This window comes from Rhizobium aethiopicum, from assembly GCF_014197535.1.
Lineage (GTDB): Bacteria > Pseudomonadota > Alphaproteobacteria > Rhizobiales > Rhizobiaceae > Rhizobium > Rhizobium aethiopicum_A.
Genome location: NZ_JACIFV010000050.1, coordinates 1 through 22,403 on the forward strand (window position 1 = coordinate 1; position 22,403 = coordinate 22,403).

General features: G+C 60.0%; 23 protein-coding genes. 15 read left to right on the plus strand and 8 right to left on the minus strand.

The annotated features are described in order from the left end of the window. The 3 genes from GGD53_RS31110 to GGD53_RS31120 all read right to left on the minus strand — a co-directional run. Positions 1–317, minus strand: a 317-nt coding sequence (locus tag GGD53_RS31110; protein ID WP_432443138.1) for an electron transfer flavoprotein subunit beta/FixA family protein, incomplete at its 3' end; no start/stop codon positions are given. Between the two features lie 134 nt (positions 318–451). Beyond that, positions 452–1,057, minus strand: a complete 606-nt coding sequence (locus GGD53_RS31115) for a dimethylsulfoniopropionate lyase (RefSeq protein WP_184460540.1) — start codon at positions 1,055–1,057, stop codon at positions 452–454. A 41-nt stretch (positions 1,058–1,098) separates the two neighbouring features. Further along, positions 1,099–3,135 (minus strand): NADH:flavin oxidoreductase, encoded by a 2,037-nt coding sequence (locus tag GGD53_RS31120; protein WP_184460541.1) that lies wholly within the window; start codon positions 3,133–3,135, stop codon positions 1,099–1,101. Between the two features lie 147 nt (positions 3,136–3,282). Between GGD53_RS31120 and GGD53_RS31125 the strand changes: the two genes are divergently transcribed. From GGD53_RS31125 to GGD53_RS31155, 7 genes are all read left to right on the plus strand, one after another. After that, positions 3,283–3,912, plus strand: coding sequence for a TetR/AcrR family transcriptional regulator (locus tag GGD53_RS31125; RefSeq protein ID WP_184460542.1), 630 nt, complete (start codon positions 3,283–3,285; stop codon positions 3,910–3,912). Positions 3,913–3,922: 10 nt separating this feature from the next. Next, entirely contained in the window at positions 3,923–4,717 is a 795-nt protein-coding gene (locus GGD53_RS31130) for a pyrroline-5-carboxylate reductase family protein (RefSeq protein WP_184460543.1), read from the plus strand. A gap of 67 nt (positions 4,718–4,784) precedes the next feature. Then, positions 4,785–5,786, plus strand: coding sequence for an ABC transporter substrate-binding protein (locus GGD53_RS31135; protein ID WP_184460544.1), 1,002 nt, complete (start codon positions 4,785–4,787; stop codon positions 5,784–5,786). A 95-nt stretch (positions 5,787–5,881) separates the two neighbouring features. Further along, complete coding sequence (locus tag GGD53_RS31140) at positions 5,882–6,769, plus strand: ABC transporter permease (RefSeq protein WP_184460545.1); 888 nt, start codon at positions 5,882–5,884, stop codon at positions 6,767–6,769. Then, positions 6,762–7,841 carry a quaternary amine ABC transporter ATP-binding protein gene (locus GGD53_RS31145; RefSeq protein ID WP_184460546.1) on the plus strand — a complete coding sequence of 360 codons (1,080 nt, stop codon included), beginning with the start codon at positions 6,762–6,764 and terminating at the stop codon, positions 7,839–7,841. The genes GGD53_RS31140 and GGD53_RS31145 overlap by 8 nt, the downstream gene beginning before the upstream one ends. 831 nt (positions 7,842–8,672) lie before the next feature. Continuing rightward, positions 8,673–8,879 (plus strand): hypothetical protein, encoded by a 207-nt coding sequence (locus tag GGD53_RS31150; RefSeq protein WP_184460547.1) that lies wholly within the window; start codon positions 8,673–8,675, stop codon positions 8,877–8,879. Positions 8,880–8,994: 115 nt separating this feature from the next. Then, on the plus strand, positions 8,995–9,993 hold the full coding sequence (locus GGD53_RS31155; RefSeq protein WP_184460548.1) for an AraC family transcriptional regulator: 999 nt from the start codon (positions 8,995–8,997) through the stop codon (positions 9,991–9,993). A gap of 55 nt (positions 9,994–10,048) precedes the next feature. On the opposite strand, the gene GGD53_RS31160 is transcribed toward GGD53_RS31155, so the two are convergent. The 3 genes from GGD53_RS31160 to GGD53_RS31170 form a co-directional block, all read right to left on the minus strand. Continuing rightward, positions 10,049–10,324 (minus strand): hypothetical protein, encoded by a 276-nt coding sequence (locus GGD53_RS31160; RefSeq protein ID WP_184460549.1) that lies wholly within the window; start codon positions 10,322–10,324, stop codon positions 10,049–10,051. Next, entirely contained in the window at positions 10,321–12,615 is a 2,295-nt protein-coding gene (locus GGD53_RS31165) for an FdhF/YdeP family oxidoreductase (protein ID WP_184460550.1), read from the minus strand. The genes GGD53_RS31160 and GGD53_RS31165 overlap by 4 nt, the downstream gene beginning before the upstream one ends. Before the next feature lie 104 nt (positions 12,616–12,719). After that, positions 12,720–14,648, minus strand: a complete 1,929-nt coding sequence (locus GGD53_RS31170; RefSeq protein WP_184460551.1) for a diguanylate cyclase — start codon at positions 14,646–14,648, stop codon at positions 12,720–12,722. 231 nt (positions 14,649–14,879) lie between these two features. Between GGD53_RS31170 and GGD53_RS31175 the strand changes: the two genes are divergently transcribed. The 8 genes from GGD53_RS31175 to GGD53_RS31210 all read left to right on the plus strand — a co-directional run bounded on the left by GGD53_RS31175 (position 14,880) and on the right by GGD53_RS31210 (position 20,799). Further along, entirely contained in the window at positions 14,880–15,905 is a 1,026-nt protein-coding gene (locus GGD53_RS31175) for an aldo/keto reductase (protein WP_184460552.1), read from the plus strand. Between the two features lie 26 nt (positions 15,906–15,931). Further along, positions 15,932–16,279, plus strand: coding sequence for a DUF488 domain-containing protein (locus GGD53_RS31180; RefSeq protein WP_184460553.1), 348 nt, complete (start codon positions 15,932–15,934; stop codon positions 16,277–16,279). A gap of 80 nt (positions 16,280–16,359) precedes the next feature. Continuing rightward, positions 16,360–16,881 carry a DUF4142 domain-containing protein gene (locus tag GGD53_RS31185; RefSeq protein WP_184460554.1) on the plus strand — a complete coding sequence of 174 codons (522 nt, stop codon included), beginning with the start codon at positions 16,360–16,362 and terminating at the stop codon, positions 16,879–16,881. 7 nt (positions 16,882–16,888) lie between these two features. After that, positions 16,889–17,209, plus strand: coding sequence for a cupredoxin domain-containing protein (locus GGD53_RS31190; RefSeq protein WP_184460555.1), 321 nt, complete (start codon positions 16,889–16,891; stop codon positions 17,207–17,209). 36 nt (positions 17,210–17,245) lie between these two features. Continuing rightward, on the plus strand, positions 17,246–17,956 hold the full coding sequence (locus tag GGD53_RS31195) for an RNA polymerase sigma factor (protein WP_184460556.1): 711 nt from the start codon (positions 17,246–17,248) through the stop codon (positions 17,954–17,956). A gap of 374 nt (positions 17,957–18,330) precedes the next feature. Further along, the gene (locus tag GGD53_RS31200; protein ID WP_184460557.1) at positions 18,331–19,686 is read left to right on the plus strand and encodes a TadE/TadG family type IV pilus assembly protein; all 1,356 of its coding nucleotides are present in this window, start codon (positions 18,331–18,333) and stop codon (positions 19,684–19,686) included. Beyond that, positions 19,683–20,213 carry a TadE/TadG family type IV pilus assembly protein gene (locus tag GGD53_RS31205; protein ID WP_184460558.1) on the plus strand — a complete coding sequence of 177 codons (531 nt, stop codon included), beginning with the start codon at positions 19,683–19,685 and terminating at the stop codon, positions 20,211–20,213. Before GGD53_RS31200 ends, GGD53_RS31205 begins: the two co-directional genes overlap by 4 nt. A gap of 1 nt (position 20,214) precedes the next feature. Beyond that, a complete protein-coding gene (locus GGD53_RS31210) occupies positions 20,215–20,799 on the plus strand; it encodes a TadE/TadG family type IV pilus assembly protein (RefSeq protein ID WP_184460559.1) in 585 nt (194 codons plus the stop codon). Between the two features lie 78 nt (positions 20,800–20,877). On the opposite strand, the gene GGD53_RS31215 is transcribed toward GGD53_RS31210, so the two are convergent. Continuing rightward, positions 20,878–21,717 (minus strand): hypothetical protein, encoded by an 840-nt coding sequence (locus GGD53_RS31215; RefSeq protein WP_184460560.1) that lies wholly within the window; start codon positions 21,715–21,717, stop codon positions 20,878–20,880. 105 nt (positions 21,718–21,822) lie between these two features. Then, positions 21,823–22,403 (minus strand): proline racemase family protein (locus tag GGD53_RS31220; RefSeq protein ID WP_246717926.1); only part of this gene is annotated, 581 nt, incomplete at its 5' end.

Genomic DNA, 22,403 nt, shown 5'->3' on the forward strand with positions numbered 1-22,403 from the left:
TCGGCCACCGCTTTCAGGATCTTGGCCACAGCGAGCGGCTCGACTTGCTCGTCGGTCTCGACCAGGATCGCCCGGTCGGCGCCCATGGCGAGCGCGGTCCGCAGCGTCTCCTCGGCCTTGGCAGGGCCGATCGACACCACCACCACTTCCTCGGCCTTGCCGGCTTCCTTCAATCTCAGCGCCTCTTCCACCGAGATCTCGTCGAACGGGTTCATCGACATCTTCACATTGGCAAGCTCGACACCCGTGCCATCCGGCTTCACCCGGATCTTCACGTTGTAGTCGACAACCCGCTTGACGGGCACGAGAATCTTCATGGCGAACCCCTTTATCCAAAGCGCGTCGCGATCTTTCAGATTCGCTTGGCTCGCGCTTTAACTCTTTGTTTTTACGTAAGCCGTTGTCGCAACCGCCGCACAGCTTTGCGCGACATGCTTTAGACAGCCGGCCGTCAATGCGACCGCTCAGCGAGCAACGCCCAGAAGGCGAAGAGCGGCATCTCCACCGATCTCATGGCATGTTTGATCCCGGGAATATTATAGAACGATCCGCCGATACCAGGCGAAAACCAATTCCCCTCCCCCTGCTGGAACTCTCCCTTGGACAGCACGAGATAGACTTCCTCCGGCGCATGGTCGTGATCGGGATAGCGCACATGAGGCGCCATCAACGTCACGCCGAACCACAGGTCACTTCGCTCCTCCAATCCACCCGGCCCGACGATCATGGCATTGGCATGCCCATCAACGAAATTGTCGCTGGCCGTGGTGTGGTCATACTTTGTGCGGCGACGCCATTCAAGCATTGGCTCGATGCCTTTGAACCCCTCGATCAATCGCGCCAGCGAAGCATAGGACGTATCGACCGCGAGCGCCATATCGAGGTGAGCGCAGACCGGTAACCGGCTTCCCCCTCCCGCGCGCGCAGTCCCCGGACGCTCCAGCGCCGCGAAGAACTGCCCGATCGAGCGACGGGCTTCCGGAGCCCTGGCGAACTGGCCGAAAGCGACCGAAGCGGCTTCCAGGAAGTGCTGGAGGCTTTTGTTGCGCAAACTCATATCATCCCCCCCGATCGGCCGACAGGCGGCCGCTCTGACAATCATATATCCTTCGCGATGCGCAGACCGTCATAGACAGCGGCATGCGTGTTGCGAGCAGCGACGGCGTCGCCGATCCGGAACAGCTGGAACTTGCCCTCGGGATTGCGGATGACCGATTGCTGTTGCCCCTGGAGAAGCTGATCGTGCGAGACCTCGCCGAGATTGCTCGAATGGGGCTTCAGCTCGAAATAGAGTTCGTCGAGCGGGATGGTCCCGTGATTGACGACGATCTGGTCGTAGCTGTGCTGCCGAGCAATTCCGCCGTAATCGCTGCCGATATGGGCGACGAGCTGATTACCGCTCTTCTCGACGGCCTCCAGCCGATAGGTGACGGTGAAGGTCACGTCGTGCTTCTGGAGTGAGCGCATATAGGGCACCAGGTTCATGGCCATGACTTCGGGCGCGAACGATCGGTCAGGCGTCATGATCTCGACCTTGGCGCCTGCCTTGGCGAGGAATTCCGCCGCCTGGAGACCGGCATGGTCGCCGGCATCGTCGAAAACAAGCACATTGGTTCCAGGTTTCACATCGCCGGAGATGATGTCCCAAGACGAGACCACCAGCTCGTTGCCTTTGGTGAGCACCTCGGTATGCGGCAAGCCGCCTGTGGCGATGATAACGACGTCAGGATTTTCGGCCCCGATCGTGTCGGCTTCCGCCAAAGTGTTGAAGTGGAAGGTGACATCGTATTTCTCACACTGGCTCATGCGCCAGTCGATGATGCTGATCATTTCCCTGCGGCGTTCGCTTTGGGCAGTGAGGCGGATCTGGCCGCCTGGATTGTTCGCCGCTTCGAAAACGACCACATCGTGGCCGCGCTCCCCCGCGACGCGCGCCGCTTCCAGACCGGCCGGGCCGGCGCCGACAATGACGACCTTCTTTCTGACGTCGGCCTTTGCCACGATATGCGGCATCGTCAATTCGCGGCCGGTGGCGGCATTGTGGATGCAGTAGGCGGCCCCGCCCTGATAGATGCGGTCGAGACAGTAGTTGGCGCCGACGCAGGGGCGAATATCCTCTTCCCGTTTCTCGATGATCTTGCGGACGATGTGCGGGTCGGTCATGTGGGCGCGGGTCATGCCGACCATGTCGACTTTTCCTGCTGCAATCGCATGTCGCGCCGTCGCGACGTCCGGAATCTTCGCCGCATGGAACGTCGGGAAGTTGGTCGCGGCACGGATTTCACCGGCAAAATCCAGGTGCGGCGAGTTCGCCATGCCTTGGATCGGGATGACGTCGGTCAAACCGGCGTCGGTGTCGATGTGGCCGCGAATGACGTTCAGATAGTCGATAAGCCCGCTATCGCGCAGCCGCTTCGAAATCTCGATGCCTTCGGCCTGCCCGTTGCCGCCGGGCAGACACTCGTCGGCCGTATAGCGTACACCGAGGATGAATTCGTTCCCCACCCTTTCGCGGATCGCCCTGAACACATCGAGACAGAAGCGCATACGGTTTTCGAGCGCACCCCCATAGGGGCCGTCGAGTTCGTTGGTGAGCGGAGACGCGAACTGGTCGATCAGGTGGCCGTAGGCCTCAAGCTCGATTCCGTCCATGCCGCCCGCCTTCATCCGTTCGGCCGCATCGGCGAAATCCTTGATGATGCGCTCGATGTCCCAATCCTCCATCTTTTTCGGGAAGGCGCGATGCGAAGCTTCGCGATGATGCGACGGCGCGACGACCGGCAGCCAGTCGCCCTTGTCCCAGCGCGTGCGCCGGCCGAGATGGGTGAGCTGGATCATGATCGCCGCACCCTCTTCATGCACGGCGTCGGTCATTTCCCTGATCCAGGGGACGATCTCGTCCTTATAGGCGAGCAAGTTGTTGAAGACGGGCGGACTGTCCCGGGAAACCGCGGCGGAACCTGCCGTCATCGTCAAGGCCACACCACCCTTTGCCCGCTCCACGGTATAGGCCCGATACTTCTCCTTCGGCATGCCGTCCTCTGGATAGGCCGGCTCGTGCGAAGTCACGATGATACGGTTACGCAGCGTCAGATGCTTGAGCTGGTAGGGCTGAAGGAGAGGATCGTTCGACATGGGCCGTGGTTCCGGATTAAAAACATCGGAGCAGACGCTAAGCGCAATGTACACAGGTGTCAATGTTGAAAACAATAAGGTCGTTATTTTCGACACAGATGTACATTTTTCTTGTACGAGGCCGCGGAATTTGATAGGAGATAATGCATGGACCAGTCTTTGAACGACACCGGTTGGCGTGGATCGCAGGAGGGATGGCTGGAAGCGGCCTACCAGTCACTGCTGGAATCCGGCGTGGATTCAGTGAAAATTCTGCCGCTCGCAAAGAAGCTCAATCTTTCGCGAACGAGCTTCTACTGGTTCTTCAAGGATCGGGAGGAACTCCTGAGCGCGCTGGTGGCGCGATGGCGTGAGAAAAACACCGGCAATATCGTCAAGCAATCGGAAGCCTATGCGGAATCGTTGGCCGAAGCGATGCTCAACGTCTTCGATTGCTGGCTGAGCACCGATCTCTTCGACGCCAGGTTCGAATTTGCCGTGCGCAGCTGGGCGCTGCAGTCGGACGAGCTTCTGGCCGAGGTTCACAAGGCCGATCAGATCCGGCTGGAGGCGCTCAAACGCATGTTTATGCGGTTCGGGGTACCAGAAACGACATCGGATGTCAGAGCGCGGACAACTTATCTCGTTCAGATCGGGTACATTTCCATGCAGTCGAAGGAGGAACTCGCCGTCCGCATGAAACGGATTCCCGAATATATCGCGATCTACACGGGTGAAGTGCCACAGCAGAGGGAGCTCGACCGCTTCTTCGCGCGGCATGGCTATAGGCCCGGCTGAGGAAACCGAGATGAGCGTTTCCTTGAGGATTGGTATTATTGGCGGTGGCGGCTGGCTCGGCGGAGCCATCGCCGGCTCGATCCTTGATTCCGATCTGGTCGATCCTCGAAATCTCTGCCTCTCCTATCGCAGCCGGCAGCCCGACCGTTTCCCGGATTCCTTCTGGACCAAGGACAATCAGGAGCTTGCCGACCGCTCGGATGTGATCCTTCTCTCCGTCCGCCCCGACGACTGGCGTCCGTTCGCCCTCGATGCTTCCGGCAAGCTCGTGATTTCCGTCATGGCCGGTATTCGCCTGGGCGCCCTTTCGGAGCGCCACAAGACAGGCCGCGTTGTCCGCGCCCTGCCGAATGCCGCTGCCGAAGTGAGGAAATCCTATACCCCCTGGATCGGCGCAAACGAGATCACGAGAAATGATCGGGCCGTCGTCCGCGCGATCTTCGAAACCTGCGGATCCGAGGACGAGGTCGCAAGCGAAAGCGACATCGATTATCTCACAGGCCTTTCCGGCTCCGGGCCGGCATTCCCGGCGCTGCTCGCCGCGGCCATGATGCGCGACGCCGTCGCCCGCGGTCTGTCGGCCGAGGTTGCGCGCCGCGCCGTCAATACGGTGATATCAGGCGCCGGCCGCCTGCTTGAGCGCCGCGACGAATGTCCCAACAACGTCGTTCAAACCTTTCTCGACTATCGTGGCACCACCGCAGCAGCCATCGAAGGCATGCGCGCCGCAGGATTCGATATTTCTGTCGCCGATGGACTATCGGCGGCATTCAAGAAATCGGTGAGTATGGGAGAAGCATCCTGACGACCGTTGGAGCGGGTTCTGCGGCGCCCCGTTCGACGATAACAGCCGCTAAGCAGAGGGAACGAGAATGAAGAAACTACTTGCATCGACATGTTTGACGTTCGGCCTGATCGGCGGCGCGTCCTTCGCCAGCGCCGCCGAATGCGGCAGCGTCACCATTGCCAGCATGAACTGGCAGAGCGCCGAAGTTCTCTCCAACCTGGACAAGTTCATCCTGAACGAAGGTTACGGCTGCAGCGCCGACATCACCGTTGGCGACACTGTCCCGACGATCACCTCCATGGCCGAAAAGGGCCAGCCCGATATCGCGCCCGAAGCCTGGATCGACCTGCTGCCTGACGTCGTCAAGAAGGGCACAGAAGAAGGCCGCATCGTTCAGGTCGGCTCGCCGCTGCCGGATGGCGGCGTACAGGGCTGGTGGATTCCGAAATATCTCGCCGACGCCCATCCCGATATCAAAACGATCGGCGATGCGCTGAAGCATCCGGAACTCTTCCCCGATTCTGAAGATCCGAAGAAGGGCGCCGTCGTCAATGGCCCGCAGGGCTGGGGCGGCACGGTCGTCACCTCGCAACTCTATAAGGCGTTTGATGCCGAAAAGGCGGGCTTCACCCTCGTCGACACCGGCTCTGCCGCCGGTCTCGACGGCTCGATCGCCAAGGCTTACGAGCGCAAGGAAGGCTGGGTCGGCTATTACTGGGCGCCGACCGCGCTGCTCGGCAAGTATCAGATGGTCAAGCTTGAAGCCGGCGTGCCGGAGGATGCCGCCGAGTGGAAACGTTGCATCACCGTTGCCGACTGCCCCGATCCGAAGCCGGCGGCATGGCCAGTCGATCACGTCGTGACTCTCGTTGCCAAGCCTTTCTCGGAAAAGGTCGGGCCCGAGGTCATGGACTACCTGAAGAAGCGCTCCTGGAGCAACGACACCGTCAACAAGCTGATGGCCTGGATGACGGACAACCAGGCGACCGGCGAAGACGGCGCCAAGCACTTCCTGGAAGAAAACAAGGACATCTGGACCAAGTGGGTCTCGCCTGAAGCAGCCAAGAAGATCGAAGCTGCTCTCTAAGCCAAAATTGCGGTGCGCGAAAAGCGCACCGCTTCTCACGCGCCGACAAAATCAAAAAGACTGCCACGGCTCTTTGAAGAAAAAGGGGAACCGAGATGGAATGGTTTTATAAATTCCCGCACATGAACGATGACGCGCTTCGGAATCTGAAGAAGGCGATCGATGACGGCTTTCGCGGATTTACCCGCAGCTATGGCGACGGCATCGAAAGCCTCTTCGTTCCGCTGCAGCACTTCCTCATCGCCGCCGAACGCTTCATGACGCAGACGCCATGGCCGATCATCACCTTGATCGTCCTCGTCATCGCCTGGTTTGCGAGCCGCAGTTTGAAGATCGTCATCGGCTGTCTGGTGACGCTGATGTTGATCGGCTACTTCGACATGTGGGACGACACGATGCGGACGGTCTCGATGATCTTCGTCTGTACCGTGCTCTCCATCGCCATCGGCATTCCGATCGGGATCCTGATGGCCCGCTCCGACCGGCTGCAGCGCGTCGTCAATCCGATCCTCGACGTCATGCAGACGATGCCGAGCTTCGTCTATCTCATCCCTGTCGTCATGCTGCTCGGCATCGGCAAGGTGCCTGGTCTGATCGCCGTCGTCATCTACGCGATCCCGCCGATGATCCGCTTGACCGATCTCGGCATCCGGCTCGTCGACAAGGACGTGCTGGAAGCGGCCGACGCCTTCGGGACGTCACGGTCTCAGAAGCTTTTCAAGGTGCAGTTGCCGCTGGCGCTTCCCACCATCATGGCCGGCATCAACCAGACGATCATGATGGCGCTCGCCATGGTGGTCATCGCGTCCATGATCGGTGTCCAGGGTCTCGGCCAGCCGGTGCTCAAGGCGATCGCCAACCAGTACTTCACGCTGGGCATTTTCAACGGCCTTGCCATCGTCGGCATCGCCATCATCTTCGACCGGGTCAGCCAGGCATATGGCAAAAGGCTCCAGAAGCATCAGGAGACCGTCCATGGCTGAGCATCGTTTCGGCGGTATCAAGATCCGCCACCTCTACAAGATCTTCGGCCCCAATCCCGCCTCCTATGTGGAAGCGGTTCAGAAGGGACTGACGAAAGTCGAACTCAACGAAAAGCACGGTCATGTCCTGGGCCTCAGGGATATCAGTATCGAGATCCCCTCCGGCTGCATTCAGGTCATCATGGGCCTTTCCGGTTCGGGCAAGTCGACGCTCATCCGCCACATCAATCGCCTGATCGATCCGACATCAGGCGAAGTGCTGGTCGACGGCGTCGATGTCGTGAAGATGAACGAGACCGAATTGCGGACGTTTCGCCGGCAGCAGACGGCGATGGTGTTTCAGAAGTTCGCACTTCTGCCGCACCGCAATGTCCTCGACAACACTATCTTCGGTCTCGAAGTGCAGGGGATGGAGCGTGCGAAAGCCGTTGAAATCGCTATGCGCTGGATCGAGCGCGTGGGGCTGAAGGGCTTTGAGCAGAAATACCCCAACCAGCTTTCCGGCGGCATGCAGCAGCGCGTAGGCCTAGCGCGGGCCCTTTCCAACGATGCACCTGTGCTTCTGATGGACGAGGCCTATTCGGCGCTCGACCCCTTGATCCGCACGGATATGCAGACGGTCCTTCTCGACATTCAGAAAGAGATCAAGAAGACCATTGTCTTCATCACCCACGATCTCGACGAGGCTTTGCGCCTGGGCGATCAGATCGCCATCCTGCGCGACGGCGAAGTGATTCAGCAGGGCACCAGCCAGGACATCGTGCTGCGCCCGGCCGACGATTACATCGCGAACTTCGTCAAGGAAGTGAACCGAGGCCGGGTCGTCCATGTCGAAGCGGTCATGACACCTTTGCACTCCGCCGCAGCGCCTGGCGGCTTGACGATCGCATCGGGTACGACCGTCGAAGAAGCCGTCCGAATGCTGGCTTCGACACCGAACGACGATGCCAGGGTGGTTTCGCCGTCGGGAGAAACCTTGGGCCTTGTCACTTTCCGCCAGCTCGCCGGTGCAATGGTGAACTCGCAGGAGCTGGCTGCCCCACGCGAAAGCGCCCTTTCGGTCGCGCTCTGAACCTACGGGCCCGGGCTCTCTCGGTCTGGCCGGCGGCACCGACGTTCGGCGCGTCACCACGCACCGCAACCGGCAAGCCGGCTGCCTGAGGGATCACGAATGCGGCCTCGGGGGAGATCCTCGGCCGCCCGAGCGGCGTGTGACAAAGCTCGCGGGTAGTCGTTAGACTTGGCTTTTATATCGACCCGTCCGATGTCGAGGCCATCGGTACCGATCCTGTCGCCCTGCCAACGGGTTTGATCCTCCGAAACCTGCTTTCAGAAGGCTCATGCCACCTGTCGCGACACTCCCTGGCATCGACAAATGAAGTGTCTTTACACCAGATCTCTATGCCTTCTCCGACAACAGGCGAGTCGGACTGGATCTTTAATTCAGGGGCACCCAAAGAATGGGGAGGGAGAGCCCAGCCTATACGTTTTGCGCAGGACCAGTCCATACTGCGTCACGAAAAGCCGATCGGCCTACAATATCGGCGCATTACAATTGCTCCATCGCAGTAGAACACTAAGCTCAGTCCGACCGGGGCCATGATGGTCTACGGTCTCCAAGCCACCGCTCCATCGATCACCCCATATGATGGACGGGGATTACACCCATACGCACTCCATCCCGTGCGTATGCCAACTGCCTGTCAGCCTGCCGAAGGCTATCTCGAGCGGTCCACTTAAGAACCTTCGGCAGGCGACTTTTGGATGGCGCCTTGAATGTGCTCTATGCGCACGCTGGCTAATCGTTTCATCACCGGATCACCATCAAAGCAGCAGTTCCAAGGCCTTGCCAAGTGCAGCCGATTCTGTCAGTTCCTGCCGCCTGGCCAGGAAAATCCGACGGATGGGAATTATCGATAAATCCTTTAAAAGGCTTGCGTTTCCGACGCACGCCACGCGCGAGTTCTGCCTGGATCGGCTTGCCGCGGCCAGCAATACCGACGCCCGGATCACGTTGAAACTTGCCCGCCTGGCTGCCGCTTACTGCGTTCTGGCTTCTTATCGGCTAATATATGGCCAAGCCTTGTTCGTCATGCCCTGGCAAGCGTGAGGAGAAGATGACGCTCGGTGACGTGCGAACAACAAGAAGGACGTACTTCATTCTGATGTCAGTGGCCGAGGTGTCACGCCGTGCGCGCGACGCCAGATGAAATAACGGGGACAGCATGACGGAAAACAGCCCCCAGCCATTCTCCTTCCGATTCCACGGTTCGTCTTTCGACAACATGGTGGAAACCCTCGGCGGCGCTTTCGGCGCGTTTGATGCCGAACCTGTCGGCCGCGCCAAGGACTTTCATTGGGGATTGGATTTTTCCGTGGCCGAGAGCGCCGTCCTGTTGACGGGCTATCATGAGGCGGAGTTCCAATTCAACATCGAGCCGACCGTCAGCACAGCGGAATATCTGTCGCTTGTCGTGCCGCGCCGCGGCGGCATGGGAGTTACCTATGGGGCGCGCAAGGCCGAGGCCGGGCAAGGCAAACTGCTTCTCTACAATAATTTCGAACCCGACAGCGTTCTCATGCACGGGCAAGGCAACGTCATCGACGAGTTGCTGATCAACTGGCCCGTCATCCTACAGACGATCGGCCAGACGTTCGAAATGCCGTTCAGCGGCTCGCTCGACCTTCTACCCGAACTGGATCTGTCGACGCCGGCCGGCCGGACGATCGGCAATCTCACCGAAACGATCATATCAGGGATGCGCGATGACGGCCCGCTGCTGCAGTCGCCGATCGCCATGGCGCACATGACGCAGGCGCTCGCCGATCTCGTCGTACGCATGGTGCCGCACCGGCTGTCGCATTTCCTGGAAAAGGGACCCGCTCTGATTGCTCCGAAGCATGTGCGCAGGGCGATCGAGTTCATGCAGGCCAATATCGATCAGCCGATCACCATGCCAAAGGTGGCGGAAGCGGCCGGCGTCTCCAGCAGAGCGCTCGAAACCGGTTTCCGCGCCTTCAAGGGAACGTCCCCCGCCGCTTACCTGCTGACGCTTCGTCTGCGCGCGGCGCGCCGGGATCTGCTCGATCCCGAGTGCACCGAGACGATGAAGGCCATCTGCCTGAAATGGGGGTTCTTTCATTTCGGCCGCTTTTCCGCGGTCTACAAGGCGACATATGGCGAATACCCCTCCGAAACGAGAAAGCGCATGGGCCGCCGCTAATTTGCATCTGAAGCACACCGCGACTTTCAACTTCGCTCTTTGCGCCCTCTGTGTTTTAAAGCACGGCCAACCTGTAGTGCACTCGCATCGTCCTCGGATCCCGCTTGACGATTTGAAGCATATCATCACGCTCCGCCAGTGCGCTGAGGTTCCGCAACACAAGGGCATGCGCGATCCCCAGCATGCGCGCAAAGGAGCGGCTGTCGGACGCGATCCCGAGCTCGGCAGCGACGAGCAGACCGGCTTGTATGGAGGTCAGTGCGGCGTCCCTTGCTTGCGCCGCAGCGACAAGGGCAAGAAAACGGTCGGCGCCGATAGCCTCTTTGCTCACGCGGCGTCTCGCTTGCGCAAGGAAACCATGATCGATTTCGAGGTCGGCGTATCGCTTTGCTCGCCGGCGCTGCCAAGCGGCACGAGCACGTTCAGTTCCGGGTAATAGCCGGCAATGCTGCCCCGCGGAATATCATAGGGCACGAAGCGGAAATCCCGCGCGATACGCTCGATGCCGTCATCGTAATCGCCGATCACGTCGACAGGGTCACCGGCCTCGGCATTCATCGCCTTCAGATCCGCCGGATGAATGAAGATGACCTGCCGCTCTCCGTAGACGCCGCGATATCGGTCATCGAGACCATAGACCGTCGTATTGTATTGGTCGTGCGACCGGAACGTCTGCAGAGCGAAACGCCCCTCGCCTCTTCGCGCACGCTGGTGCACGGTCTCCCCTGGAAGGGCCGGGCAAGAGAATGATGCCCTGCCTGCCGGCGTCTGCCACTCCCGGTGGGCGGCCGGGTTGCGCAGATGGAAACCGCGCGGCTTGCGCAGGCGGGCATTGTAATTTTCAAAGCCGGGAATGGTCGCCTCGATATGATCGCGGATGCGGTCGTAGTCGTCGGCAAGCTCTGCCCAGCCGGCCACGGAGGAGCCGACCGTTGCCTGGGCCATGCCGGCAATGATGGCGACTTCCGAGAGGAGATGCGGCGAGGCCGGACGGTTGATGCCGGCGGATCCATGCACCATGCTCATCGAATCCTCGACACTGACGAGTTGGGAATTGCCGGCAGCGTTCAGATCCATCTCGGTACGCCCGAGGCAGGGCAGAATGAAGGACGCCTCGCCGGGCATCAGATGCGAATGATTGGGTTTGGTGGCGATGTGCACCGTCAGCTTCAGCCGCCGAAGTGCTTTTTCGACCAGCGCGCTGTCGGGCGTGGCGCGGGCAAAATTGCCGCCGAGCCCGATGAAGGCCTCAGCCGAGCCGTCGAGCATCGCCCCGATTGCCGCGAGGACATTATGGCCATGGTCACGCGGCACGGAGAAGCGGAAATGCTTCTCCAGCGCATCGAGAAAATCGTCCGCAGGCTTTTCATTGATGCCGACGGTCCGGTCACCTTGCACGTTGGAATGGCCGCGCACCGGGCAAAGACCGGCGCCAGGCTTGCCAATATTGCCGCGCAGGAACATGAAATTGGCGATCTCGCGGATCGTCGCCACCGAATGCAGATGCTGGGTCACTCCCATCGCCCAGGTGCAGATGACCCGTTCTGCCCTGATATAGACCTCGGCCGCCCGTTCGATCTCCTCACGGCTCGGTCCTGACTGGTCCTCAATCGCGGCCCAGCTCGTCGCCTCGACGGCTGCCTGGTATTCTGCGAAACCGGCGCAATGTTCGGCAAGAAACGCATGGTCGAGGACGGAGGGCAGGCCGGCGGCGACAGCCGCGCCTTCCGCGGCCAAGACCGCCTTTGCCATGCCTCTGACCGCGGCCATGTCGCCGCCGAGCTGCGGCTGCAGATAAAGGCTGGCAATGTCGGTCGAGCCGCCGCGCAGCATCTCGATCTTGTCCTGCGGATCGGAGAAACGCTCCAGCCCGCGCTCGCGGATCGGATTGAAGACGACGATCCGCGCGCCGCGCATCGCCGCCCGGCGCAGGTCGCCGAGCATTCGGGGATGATTGGTGCCGGGGTTCTGGCCGATCACGAAGATCGCATCGGCCTTCTCGAAGTCCTCCAGAAGCACGGTGCCCTTGCCGACGCCGACCGCTTGATTCAGGGCGATTCCACTTGCCTCGTGGCACATGTTGGAACAATCGGGAAAATTGTTGGTGCCGTAGATGCGCACGAACAGCTGATAGAGGAAGGCAGCCTCGTTGCTGGCGCGGCCGGACGTATAGAACTCCGCCCGATTGGGATTATCGAGGTCCTTCAGAATGCTGCCGATCTCGGCAAAAGCATCCTCCCACGCCACCGGCAGGTAACGATCACTCGCAGCATCGTAACGCATCGGATGCGTCAGGCGGCCATTGAGCTCCAGTTCGTAATCCGACAACTGGCGAAGCTCAGAGACCGTGCTCGCAGCAAAGAAGGCGGGTGTCGCCCGCTTTTCCGTGGCCTCCCATGCGACGGCCTTCACGCCGTTCTCACAGAATTCGAACGACGATCCGTGTTCCGGATCGCCCCAGGCGCAGCCCGGGCAATCGAAGCCGTCCGGCTGGTTCGCCTTCAGCATGGTCCGCGCGCCGGAGACCGGCATACCGCTTTGCAGCAATTGTTTGCCGCAGCTCCTCAGAGCGCCCCAGCCGCCGGCTGCCGCCGATTTCTTCCCGATAAATTTTGTGTCCATGCGCCCTGTATTGTTGAAGGGCGCTAAACATCAAGGGCGTACGAATGATGGCTCGATAGAAGAATCCTATCGAGAGAACTGAAGCGCGGTAGCTTGTTCGGACCCTAACCGGTTTCTTTCAGGCCATGCCCGTTCTCGCGGGAATGCGCCAAGATGCGGTTGCGGCCTTGCGTCTTGGCCTCATAGAGCGCGGCGTCGGCCTCGGTCAGCAACCGGTTCGGGCTGGTCCGCAGGGTCGCGCCGGTCGCGCAGGATATTCCGATGCTGGCGGTGACCCGCCCAAATTCGCTGCCGGAATGAATGATATTCTCCTGGGCCAGGCGACGCGCGAATTGTTCGGCAACAATCATCGCCCCCTTGGCGCTGGTGTCGGGAAGGAACACGGCGAATTCCTCTCCGCCGTAGCGCGCAACGATGTCCGCCGGCCGACTGACGGACTGGCGTAGACACTTGCTGATGACGCGCAGGCATTGGTCGCCGGCGGGATGACCATAGGTATCGTTATAGGCTTTGAAGCGGTCGATATCGACCATCAACAGGCTGAAAGGCGTGTTTTTCCTGGCGCTGCCCGCCGTCTCACGCGCAAAAGTCTCGTCGAAAGCGCGACGATTGACGATGCCGGTGAGCCCGTCGGTCTCGGCAAGATTCTTCAATTGCTCCGCCGACATCCTCAGCGCGATCTCCGCCTGTTTGGTCGCCGTGATGTCCGAGACAACGGCCATCGCCGTGCCGTCTCCGGCAATCCTTGTGCGGATGCTGCGCCAATCGCCGTTGTGAAGCTGAACCTCCTCATCCTTATTGCTGTGCAAAGTCGCGCTGACGGTCTTGATCCACTCTTCTGCGTCACCCTGGGCGGCGCCGGGCCGCTCGCCGGTTTCGACGACGCGGCGCAGGATGTCGCTAATATGGGCGCCGACCACACGGGCGTCGCCGGACAGCGGAAAGGCGTCGCGGTACTGATCGTTGCAGAAGAGAAGAAATCCTTTGCTGTCGTACATGGCGATGCCGTCGGACATGTTCGCCATCGCATGCGACAGCAGGTTCTTGCTTTCGCGCAGCTCCCGCTCCAGCGCTGTGCGCTCGGTCACGTCACGCGTTACGCCCGCAAGACCAATGATTCGTCCCTGCTTGTCCCGCACCGGCACCTTGGAAGCAAGCAGGAAGCGACCTTCGATCCGCTCGTTGGAGTCGATCAGCGGCGTCCCTGTCTCCATCACCTGCTGCTCGAGATGATACAATTCTTCGGCGAGCGGCTGCGACATCAGATTGAAATCCGACAATCCGGTCATCTCCGCCGTCGTTCTGAAACGGAAGAGGCGCGTCATGTTTTCATTGACGGTGATGAAGCGGCTGTTTCGGTCCTTCACATAGAGATAGTCCGGCGATTGCGAAAATGCCGTCACCAGAATGCTGCGTTCGAGTTCCCATTGCTGCGTTTTCAGGAGAACAAAGCCACCCAGAACGGTCGCCAGACAATTCAAGGCCGTCAGGGGAAAACCCACTTCAGTCAGCACATGGGCAGTCACGAGAGTGGGAAGCAAGGCCATCACTGCAACCAGTGTGCCGCCAAGGGCAAGGCCGAGCAGAACAACGTCGGTGAAACGAGGAGATCTCTTGCGGGTCCAGAAATGGCCGGCCACGCCGATGCCGGCCGCGAATGCAATGGTGATGATCCCGTCGACCATCGCCGTGCCGCCGACCGCAAAACGAAAGGCAATCGCCAGCGATGCGGCAAACGCCGCCGCAATCGGCCCCCCGAACATGCCGGCCAATGCAAGCGGCGAAAATCGCAGGTCGATAAAGATACCGGGATGGAATTCGATCGCGAGCAGCATGGATCCGATGGAGGCGCCGCCGGCGATCATTCCGAACGCGATCTTCTCCTGCGTGAAGGAACGGCGCTGAAACTGGATCGAAAAGAGAGCCCAGAGCGACATCGCCAGAGACACGAAGGAAAGGTTGCCACCAAATTGCGTCCAAATGCCATTCACCGCGTTGGTTCCACCTTCCAAACCATGTAACAACCCTGTCATACGCCAACACTAGTTTGGGCTTCGTTAAATCGAATGGCTGGATGCGCCATTCACCGGCTAATGCACCGGATATCGCGCTCGTGTACAGGATCGCGGCTGAATGGGACGCCCTTGCCCGGGGCCATCGCAGGCCGAGGTTTCTCGTTTTAGCTTGGATTCCACCCGAACGTTATTAATTAGAATGTAGTGTCGAGCACGAGCAGCAAACGAATTGAGATGCGGATAGCTGACATGAGGACGCGACATTGGGACCGCAGGGGAGACGGCGGGCTTACCTTTACGGAACTCGGGTTCGGCACCGCGCCGCTCGGCAATCTTTATCGGGCGATAAGCGATGAGCAGGCGGCAGCAGTCTTGGATGCAGCCTGGCAACACGGCATCCGCTACTTCGACACCGCGCCGCTCTACGGGCTCGGCCTCGCAGAGAGGCGGGTTGGCCGCTTCCTTGCGGCGAAACAGCGTAAAGACTTCGTTGTGTCGACAAAAGTTGGCCGGATCCTCAAGGTCTGCCGACCCGAAGAGCGGACCGGCATCGGCAAATTCTTCAACACGCCTAGTCGCCGAGAGGTTTTTGACTACAGCTACGATGGCATCATGCGATCTTTCGAAGCCTCCTTCGAGCGCACCGGACTCGACAGCTTCGATATCCTGTTTGTGCACGATCTGGATGTCTTCAATCACGGCACTCAAGCGGCCTGCGACCACTATGTCGAGCAATTCATGAACGGCGGGTATCAGGCGATGATCTCGCTTCGCGACGAGGGAGTGGTGAAGGCTATCGGCGGCGGAATAAACGAATGGGAGATGTGTCAGACGCTTGCTGAGCGTGGCGACTTCGACCTGTTTCTGCTCGCCGGACGCTATACTCTGCTCGAGCAGGAGGCGTTGGAATCCTTTCTTCCCATGTGCGTAGCCCGAAATATCGGCATCGTGCTCGGTGGGCCATATAATTCCGGCATACTGGCGACAGGCCCGATTGCCGGCGCGCAGTATAATTACTCTGACGCCCCGTCACACATCCTCAATAAAGTCCGGCGCATCGAGCACGTCTGCCTGAAATACAATGTCGCTCTCTCAGACGCAGCTCTCAACTTTCCGTTCTTCCATCCGGCTGTCGTTTCGGTCATCCCGGGTGGCCAATCGATCGATCAAGTGGCGTCAAACGACCGCGCGCGGAACAGACATATCCCTCGCGAGCTGTGGGAGGAGTTGAAATCGCTTGGCTTGATGCGAGGTGATGCGCCCCTCTCGCGCTGACTTACATATTTCATGCGGATGAACAAATGGCCTTGCATATCAAACGAATTTACGAGCCGAAAGAAGACAAGGACGGCACGCGTATTCTGGTCGATAGGCTGTGGCCGCGCGGCTTGAAGAAGCAGGAGGCGGCCGTCGATGTCTGGTTGAAGGACATCGCGCCGAGTCCGGCGCTGCGCCGATGGTTCGGCCACGATCCCGCCAAATGGAGCGAGTTCCAGCGCCGCTACCGCGACGAGCTCAAAGAGAATTCATCTGTTGTCGAGGAGCTCGAACGCCGGATCGGGCGGTCGGATGCCACGCTTCTCTATGCGGCGAAAGACCAGGCCCACAACCACGCGATCGTGCTTCAACGCTTCATCGGCGACGACTGAAGCGCTTCGAAATTTTCCGGGAACCTTTTCGATTGATCTGCATCCAATGCTCGCTTCCATCCGACATAAGGAGACAGATCATGTTCAAACGAATTCTCGGCGCAACCTTCATCGCGGCATCGCTCGGCTCGGCCTCGATCGCCGCCGACGCCAAGCCTACTGACCCTCAGATCGCCCACATCGCCTATACGGCGGGGCAGATCGATGTCACCGCCGCGGAGCAGGCTTTGAAGAAGAGCAAGAATGCAGAGGTCATCGAATTCGCCAAAACCATGGAGCGCGACCACAAGGCCGTCAACGACCAGGCGGTCGCGCTCGTCAAGAAGCTGAAGGTGACGCCTGAGGACAACAAGATCAGCCAGTCGCTCTCGACCCAGGCGAGCAAGGAACTGAAGACGCTTGACGCCCTCGACGGTGCAGCCTTCGACAAGGCCTATATCGAAAACGAAGTCGCTTATCACAAGTCGGTCAACGATGCCCTCGCCAAGGTGCTGATCCCTTCGGCTCAGAACAAGGAGCTGAAATCGCTGCTGGAAACGGGCCTCACCCTGTTCAAGCAACACCAGACGCATGCCGAGCATCTCGCTTCGATGATCAAATAGGCCTGCGATGAGATCGCTGACGAAATTGCCGCCGCTGTTGTTGGCGCTGCTCTGGGCAAGCAGTGGAGTCGCCTCAGCGGCGGAATATCAGGTCACCATCACGGGCATGAAATTCGGCGCACCGCCTGCCGAGCTGCATGTCGGCGATGTGATCGTCTGGCGAAACGATGATATATTCCGGCATACGGCGACGGCTCGCGACAAGAGCTTCGATGTCGACCTGCCGCCGAAATCGGAGGCGCGGATGACGGTCGGCCGGGCGGGAGCGGTTGATTTCTATTGCCGCTTTCATCCCGCCATGACGGGCAAACTGGACGTTCGGCCGTAAGGCCGGGCTCCGATCCAAAGCAATGCGGAGATTTGCATGACAGCCATTGCGGTTCCGGTCGCGCGACGCCGGCAGAATATATCAGCACTCCCCGATGCCGAGCTCGTATCCCTTGCAAAGCAGGGTGACGAGCCTGCCATCCGCGCCATTGTCCAGCGTCACAACCAGCGCCTGTTCCGCACCGCGCGCGCCATCATCCGCAATGATTGGGAAGCGGAAGACGTCGTGCAGGCCGCCTATGTCAAGGCCTTCACTAATCTGGCGACATTCCGGGGCGAGGCCGAGCTCTCGACATGGCTGACCCGGATAACGCTTAACGAGGCGCTGGGCCGCGTTCGCGCACGAAAGAACACCACCGGGCTTGAGGAAATCGACATGCAGACGACATCGCGGGGCGGCGAAGTCCTCCAGTTCCCCTCCTCGCTCTCAGCAACCGATCCGGAAAGCGAGCTGTCGCGAAGCCAGGCGCGGCATCTTCTCGAACAGGCCGTCGACGACCTTCCGGACGAATTTCGCGCCATCTTCGTGCTTCGCGAGGTCGAGGGCATGAGCACCGAGGAGGCCGCATCCTATCTCGGCATCAAACCCGAAACCGCCAAGACCAGGCTGCATCGGGCGCGGAAGGCGATGCGCCAGTCAATCGAGAAACAGCTCTCCGGCGCATTTGCGGCCCTGTTCCCCTTCGACGGCGCCCGTTGCGCCTCAATGGGCGACCGCGTCGTCGCAGTTCTTCGTCAGACATCGTGAGTTCCGACAACAGCGTAACAGGTGACGCGCGATCACCCGCGACGCCACCTCTCGTTGGGGCTGGAGCCGCCAACTGAAGGGCGTCGCCGAAGCACGATGATTTCCGCCTTGGGCACGGCTCTGCTGTAACAGGAATATGTCATCGCAGAAGGTCAAAAGACGCTTGCACGACCTGCTGAAGCGGCGCCGAGAAGGCTCACCCCGCACGCGCCGACAGCACAGCGAATATCCATAATTCGCAAACATGTCCAATAAGCGCAGCAAACGACTGGCCGGCAGCCCGTCTGCTGCGGGAAATGGGGAAATTAACAAACGCTCAAGTTTTCTAGATACATCGTGCTTTTGCTATTTTTTGTCTTGCGTCATGGTGTGTTTTGAATTCGGCTCTTTCATATGCGCTTGCTCGAATTACGAGCGCCCTCCGCAGTCTCGGAAGGGCCAGAGGCGGCAATGTCGCGATCGTCGTCGCCCTCAGCCTCGTGCCGATGCTCGTCGCCGTCGGTGCGAGCTTCGACTATATCCGCAGCTACAATGTCCGGCAGAGGATGCAGAGCGACCTCGACGCGGCCCTGATCGCCGCGGTCAAGCAGATCAACAACACCGAGGATACCGACGCTCTCAAGGAGAAGGTTTCCGACTGGTTCCACGCACAGGTGGACAATAGCTACGCGCTTGGTGATATCGACATCGATACCGTGAACCACAACATCACGGCGACGGCGAACGGCACCGTTCCGACGACGTTCATGAAGATCGCCAACATCGAGACCGTTCCCGTCAGCGTGGCAAGCGCCGTCAAGGGCCCTGCCACGTCCTATCTCAATGTCTATATTGTCATCGACACATCGCCTTCGATGCTGCTGGCGGCGACGACGGCAGGTCAGTCGACCATGTATACCGGCATCAAATGCCAGTTCGCCTGCCACACGGGCGATTCACACAACATCGGCAAGACGACATACGCGACCAATTATGACTACAGCAAGGAAAAGAAGATAAAACTGCGCGCCGATGTCGCCGGCGACGCCGTGCGCGAAGTGCTCGATATGATCGACGAATCCGACGAGAATCATGAACGCATCAAGGTCGGGCTTTACAGCCTCGGAGATACGCTTTCGGAGGTTCTCGCCCCGACGCTGAGCACGGATACGGCGCGCACCCGCCTCGCGGACAGCAGCTACGGGCTCACCAGCGCGACCTCGAAGGCCGCCACCTATTTCGACGTTTCTCTTGCGACGCTCAAACAGAAAGTCGGCGCCGGAGGGGACGGAACCTCCTCGGGCGCGCCGCTCAAGCTGGTTCTGCTGCTAACGGACGGTGTCCAATCGCAGCGCGAATGGGTGACCGACAAGGTAACGAAGGATAGGAAATACGGTGCCTACTGGAACAAGGTGGCGCCTCTCAATCCCGATTGGTGCGGCTATCTGAAGAACCAATCCAACACGATGGCCGTGCTCTACACCGAATATCTGCCGATCACCACGGACTGGGGCTATAACGCAACCGTCGGCTCGACCATGGCGAGCGCCAACTGGAAGAACACCTGGGGCGGCACCATGGACAGCGGCGTCTCGACCAGTATTACGAGACGCGATTATATTCCCTATGCGCTTGCCGACTGCGCATCGTCGAAGAGCCTGTTCATATCGGCCTCGTCGTCGACGGAGATCACTGCGGGCCTGTCGGCGCTCTTCACCCAATATCTCTCTTCCGTCCGGCTGACCCAATGACCGCAAAAATCCGCTTTGCACTGCTTCGCCGCCTGCTCGGCGATCGCAAGGGGGTGGCTGCGATCGAATTTGCGATCCTGGCCCTGCCGCTCTTCATCATGATCTTCGGCATCATCGAAGTGTCGCTGATGTTCTTCGTCAACTCCTCGCTGGACGCTTCCGTTCATAAAATCTCCCGGATGATCCGTACCGGCGAGGTGGCGTCATCGAAGATCACACTGGCCACATTCAAGAGCAAAATTTGCGACGACATGCTTCTGTCGTTCAGCTGCTCGAGCGGCCTCATCGTCAAGGTCAGCGTGCTTTCCGACCTGTCGTCTGCCACCAGCGCCGATCCGATCGACGACAGCGGCAATCTTGCCGTCACCGAGACTTATGATATCGGAAAGGGCAGCGACTACATTCTGGTGCAGGCATTCCTGCCCTGGGTGGCCACCGTCAACTTCTTCGACCTGTCGAGCGCCAAGCTTTCGGACGGCCGCTATCTCCTTGGGTCCTCCGCTCTGTTTCGCAATGAGCCCTTCTGAGATGATCATGAAACGGAACCTCGCCCTTCTCAGCCTCGCCCGATCCTTCATCGGCCGCCTCGCATGCGACCGCACGGCCGCTTCGGGCGTGGAATTCGCACTGGTGCTACCGATCCTGATCGTGCTGCTGTTCGGCACCGTCGATCTCGGCCACGCCCTCACCGTCAGCCGCAAAATAGACGAGATCGCTTCCAGCACAGGCGATATGATCGCGCAGCAGAGCACCTGGACCAAGACCGACGTCACCAAGCTTCTTTCCGGCGCGAGCTTCATCCTGCAGCCCTATGAGACCACCGGGTTGACCATTGTGGTCACAGTCAATGATGTCGACAACAGCGGCAAAGCGACCGTAAACTGGTCCGCCGCGTTCAAGACCTCGTCCCTTGCTTCCGGCACGGCAAGCGCGATCGATATACCGGCGAAGATCCAGGAGACTGGCGTCCAGGTGGTGCTGACGCGGGTGCAATACACGTTGACGACACCGGTGTCGGCGTTTTTCTCGAACTTCACCGGGCAGAACGGCTACAGCTTCGACCACCATTTCTTCAATCGCCCACGCGTGAGCGACACGATCAGTTACAACTAATGCATATGACTGCGTCGCTGCAACGGCGATCCGGCACTTCGCCCTGTCGCAGGCCGATTACCGCGAGATCGAGCCGGCTCACCCGGCGAGCTTGACGATGCCATAGGGATTGAACTTGAACTCATCCACTCCATAGGTGGAATCGAAGGAAAGGCTTGCGCCCCGCGCCTTGAGCGTCGGATCGAGACCCTGCTTGCCGATCTCGTCGGCAACTGCATCCATGATGGCAACGACCTGCCTTTCGCTGCCTGATGTCTCCCGCACATAGACCTCCGGCAGCCCCACGAGATGGAAGCCGACGCTTTCCAGGTAACCGCGCGCCGAGAGCGGCCGCTTCGCGAAGGCCAGCCGGCCGACGCGCTGCTGGGCGAGCCGATCGCCGGCCTTCTGCGCTTCAGCGCCTTGGCCGATCAGCGTTCTCCATCGATCGAGCCCATGTGCGATACCGGCGCTTTCGCCCTTGACGGCAACCGCTCCCGCCTGGATCAGCCGCTCGACGAGACGAAGCGCCGTCATCGACACCTTGATGGTGTCTGCCTGCGTCATGCTCGGCCCCAGGACATAGAGGACGGATTGATGATCGGCGACGGCTTTCTCGTCCGTCTCGTTCCAGGCATTGGGTTCGACCCGATCCCAGCAGACATCGAATGACCGGCTCATGCGGTCATCCGGCTCTGCCTGCGAATAATCCTCATCGACGCTGAACCCGGTGGCGAAATCACGGGTCGCTTGGGCTGCCGCTTCGGACAAGCGGCTGAGGTCGCGATCCCTCCCGAGAAAACAGAGGACATGCCGGGGTGTCACCGACGACGCCTCCTCCTGGGTGATCGTTTCCGGGCTGGCTTGCGCAGCGAAAGACGGTTTCCAGCCGATCACGGCCCATAGGGACCCCAACAGCGCGCGACGCAGGATATGCAAGAGCGATGCCTCCGTTCGGTCGAATCTTTACAGCTTCCGCTTGTAAACATATGGCATCCGAAACGAAAGCGGGATCATCGCCCAGGCGATGCGCGCGCCCTTTCCTCAGGCCCAGATGTCTCCGGGCGTGAACCCTTCGGTGAAGGGATCCTCATTGTCGAGAACGAGGGTGTTCAGGCCGGAAATCCAGCTGGTGCCGGTCAGCGTCGGGACGACGGCGGATCTATCACCGATCCTTGCTTCTTCGACCAGCCTGCCGGTGTAGATATTGCCGAGGATCCCCTGATGCCGGAAATCCTGATTGAGCGGCAACTCACCCTTCGCATGCAGAACGGCCATCTTCGCGCATGTGCCGGTGCCGCAGGGGCAGCGATCGAGCGCTCCCGTCCAGGTGGCGGGATCGTCCCAGGAAAGATCACCCGTCGCCATCGTCACCGTGTTCTTCCAGTCGGCGTTCGGATCATCCGTTGGTCCCGACAGCTGCGAGATCGTGATGCCGACACCGGGATAATGCGGATGGGCAACCGGCAACTGTTCGATGGCCGCCTGCCGGATCATCGCGGAAACACGCGCGATCTCCCGCCCATGTGCCGCAGGGCTGTCCGGGGAAATTGTCAGGCATAAAAGAAAGCCATTTGGTTTGGCGATGTTTTGGGTTTTGGCCGGCTTGGATTGACGGGAGGCGG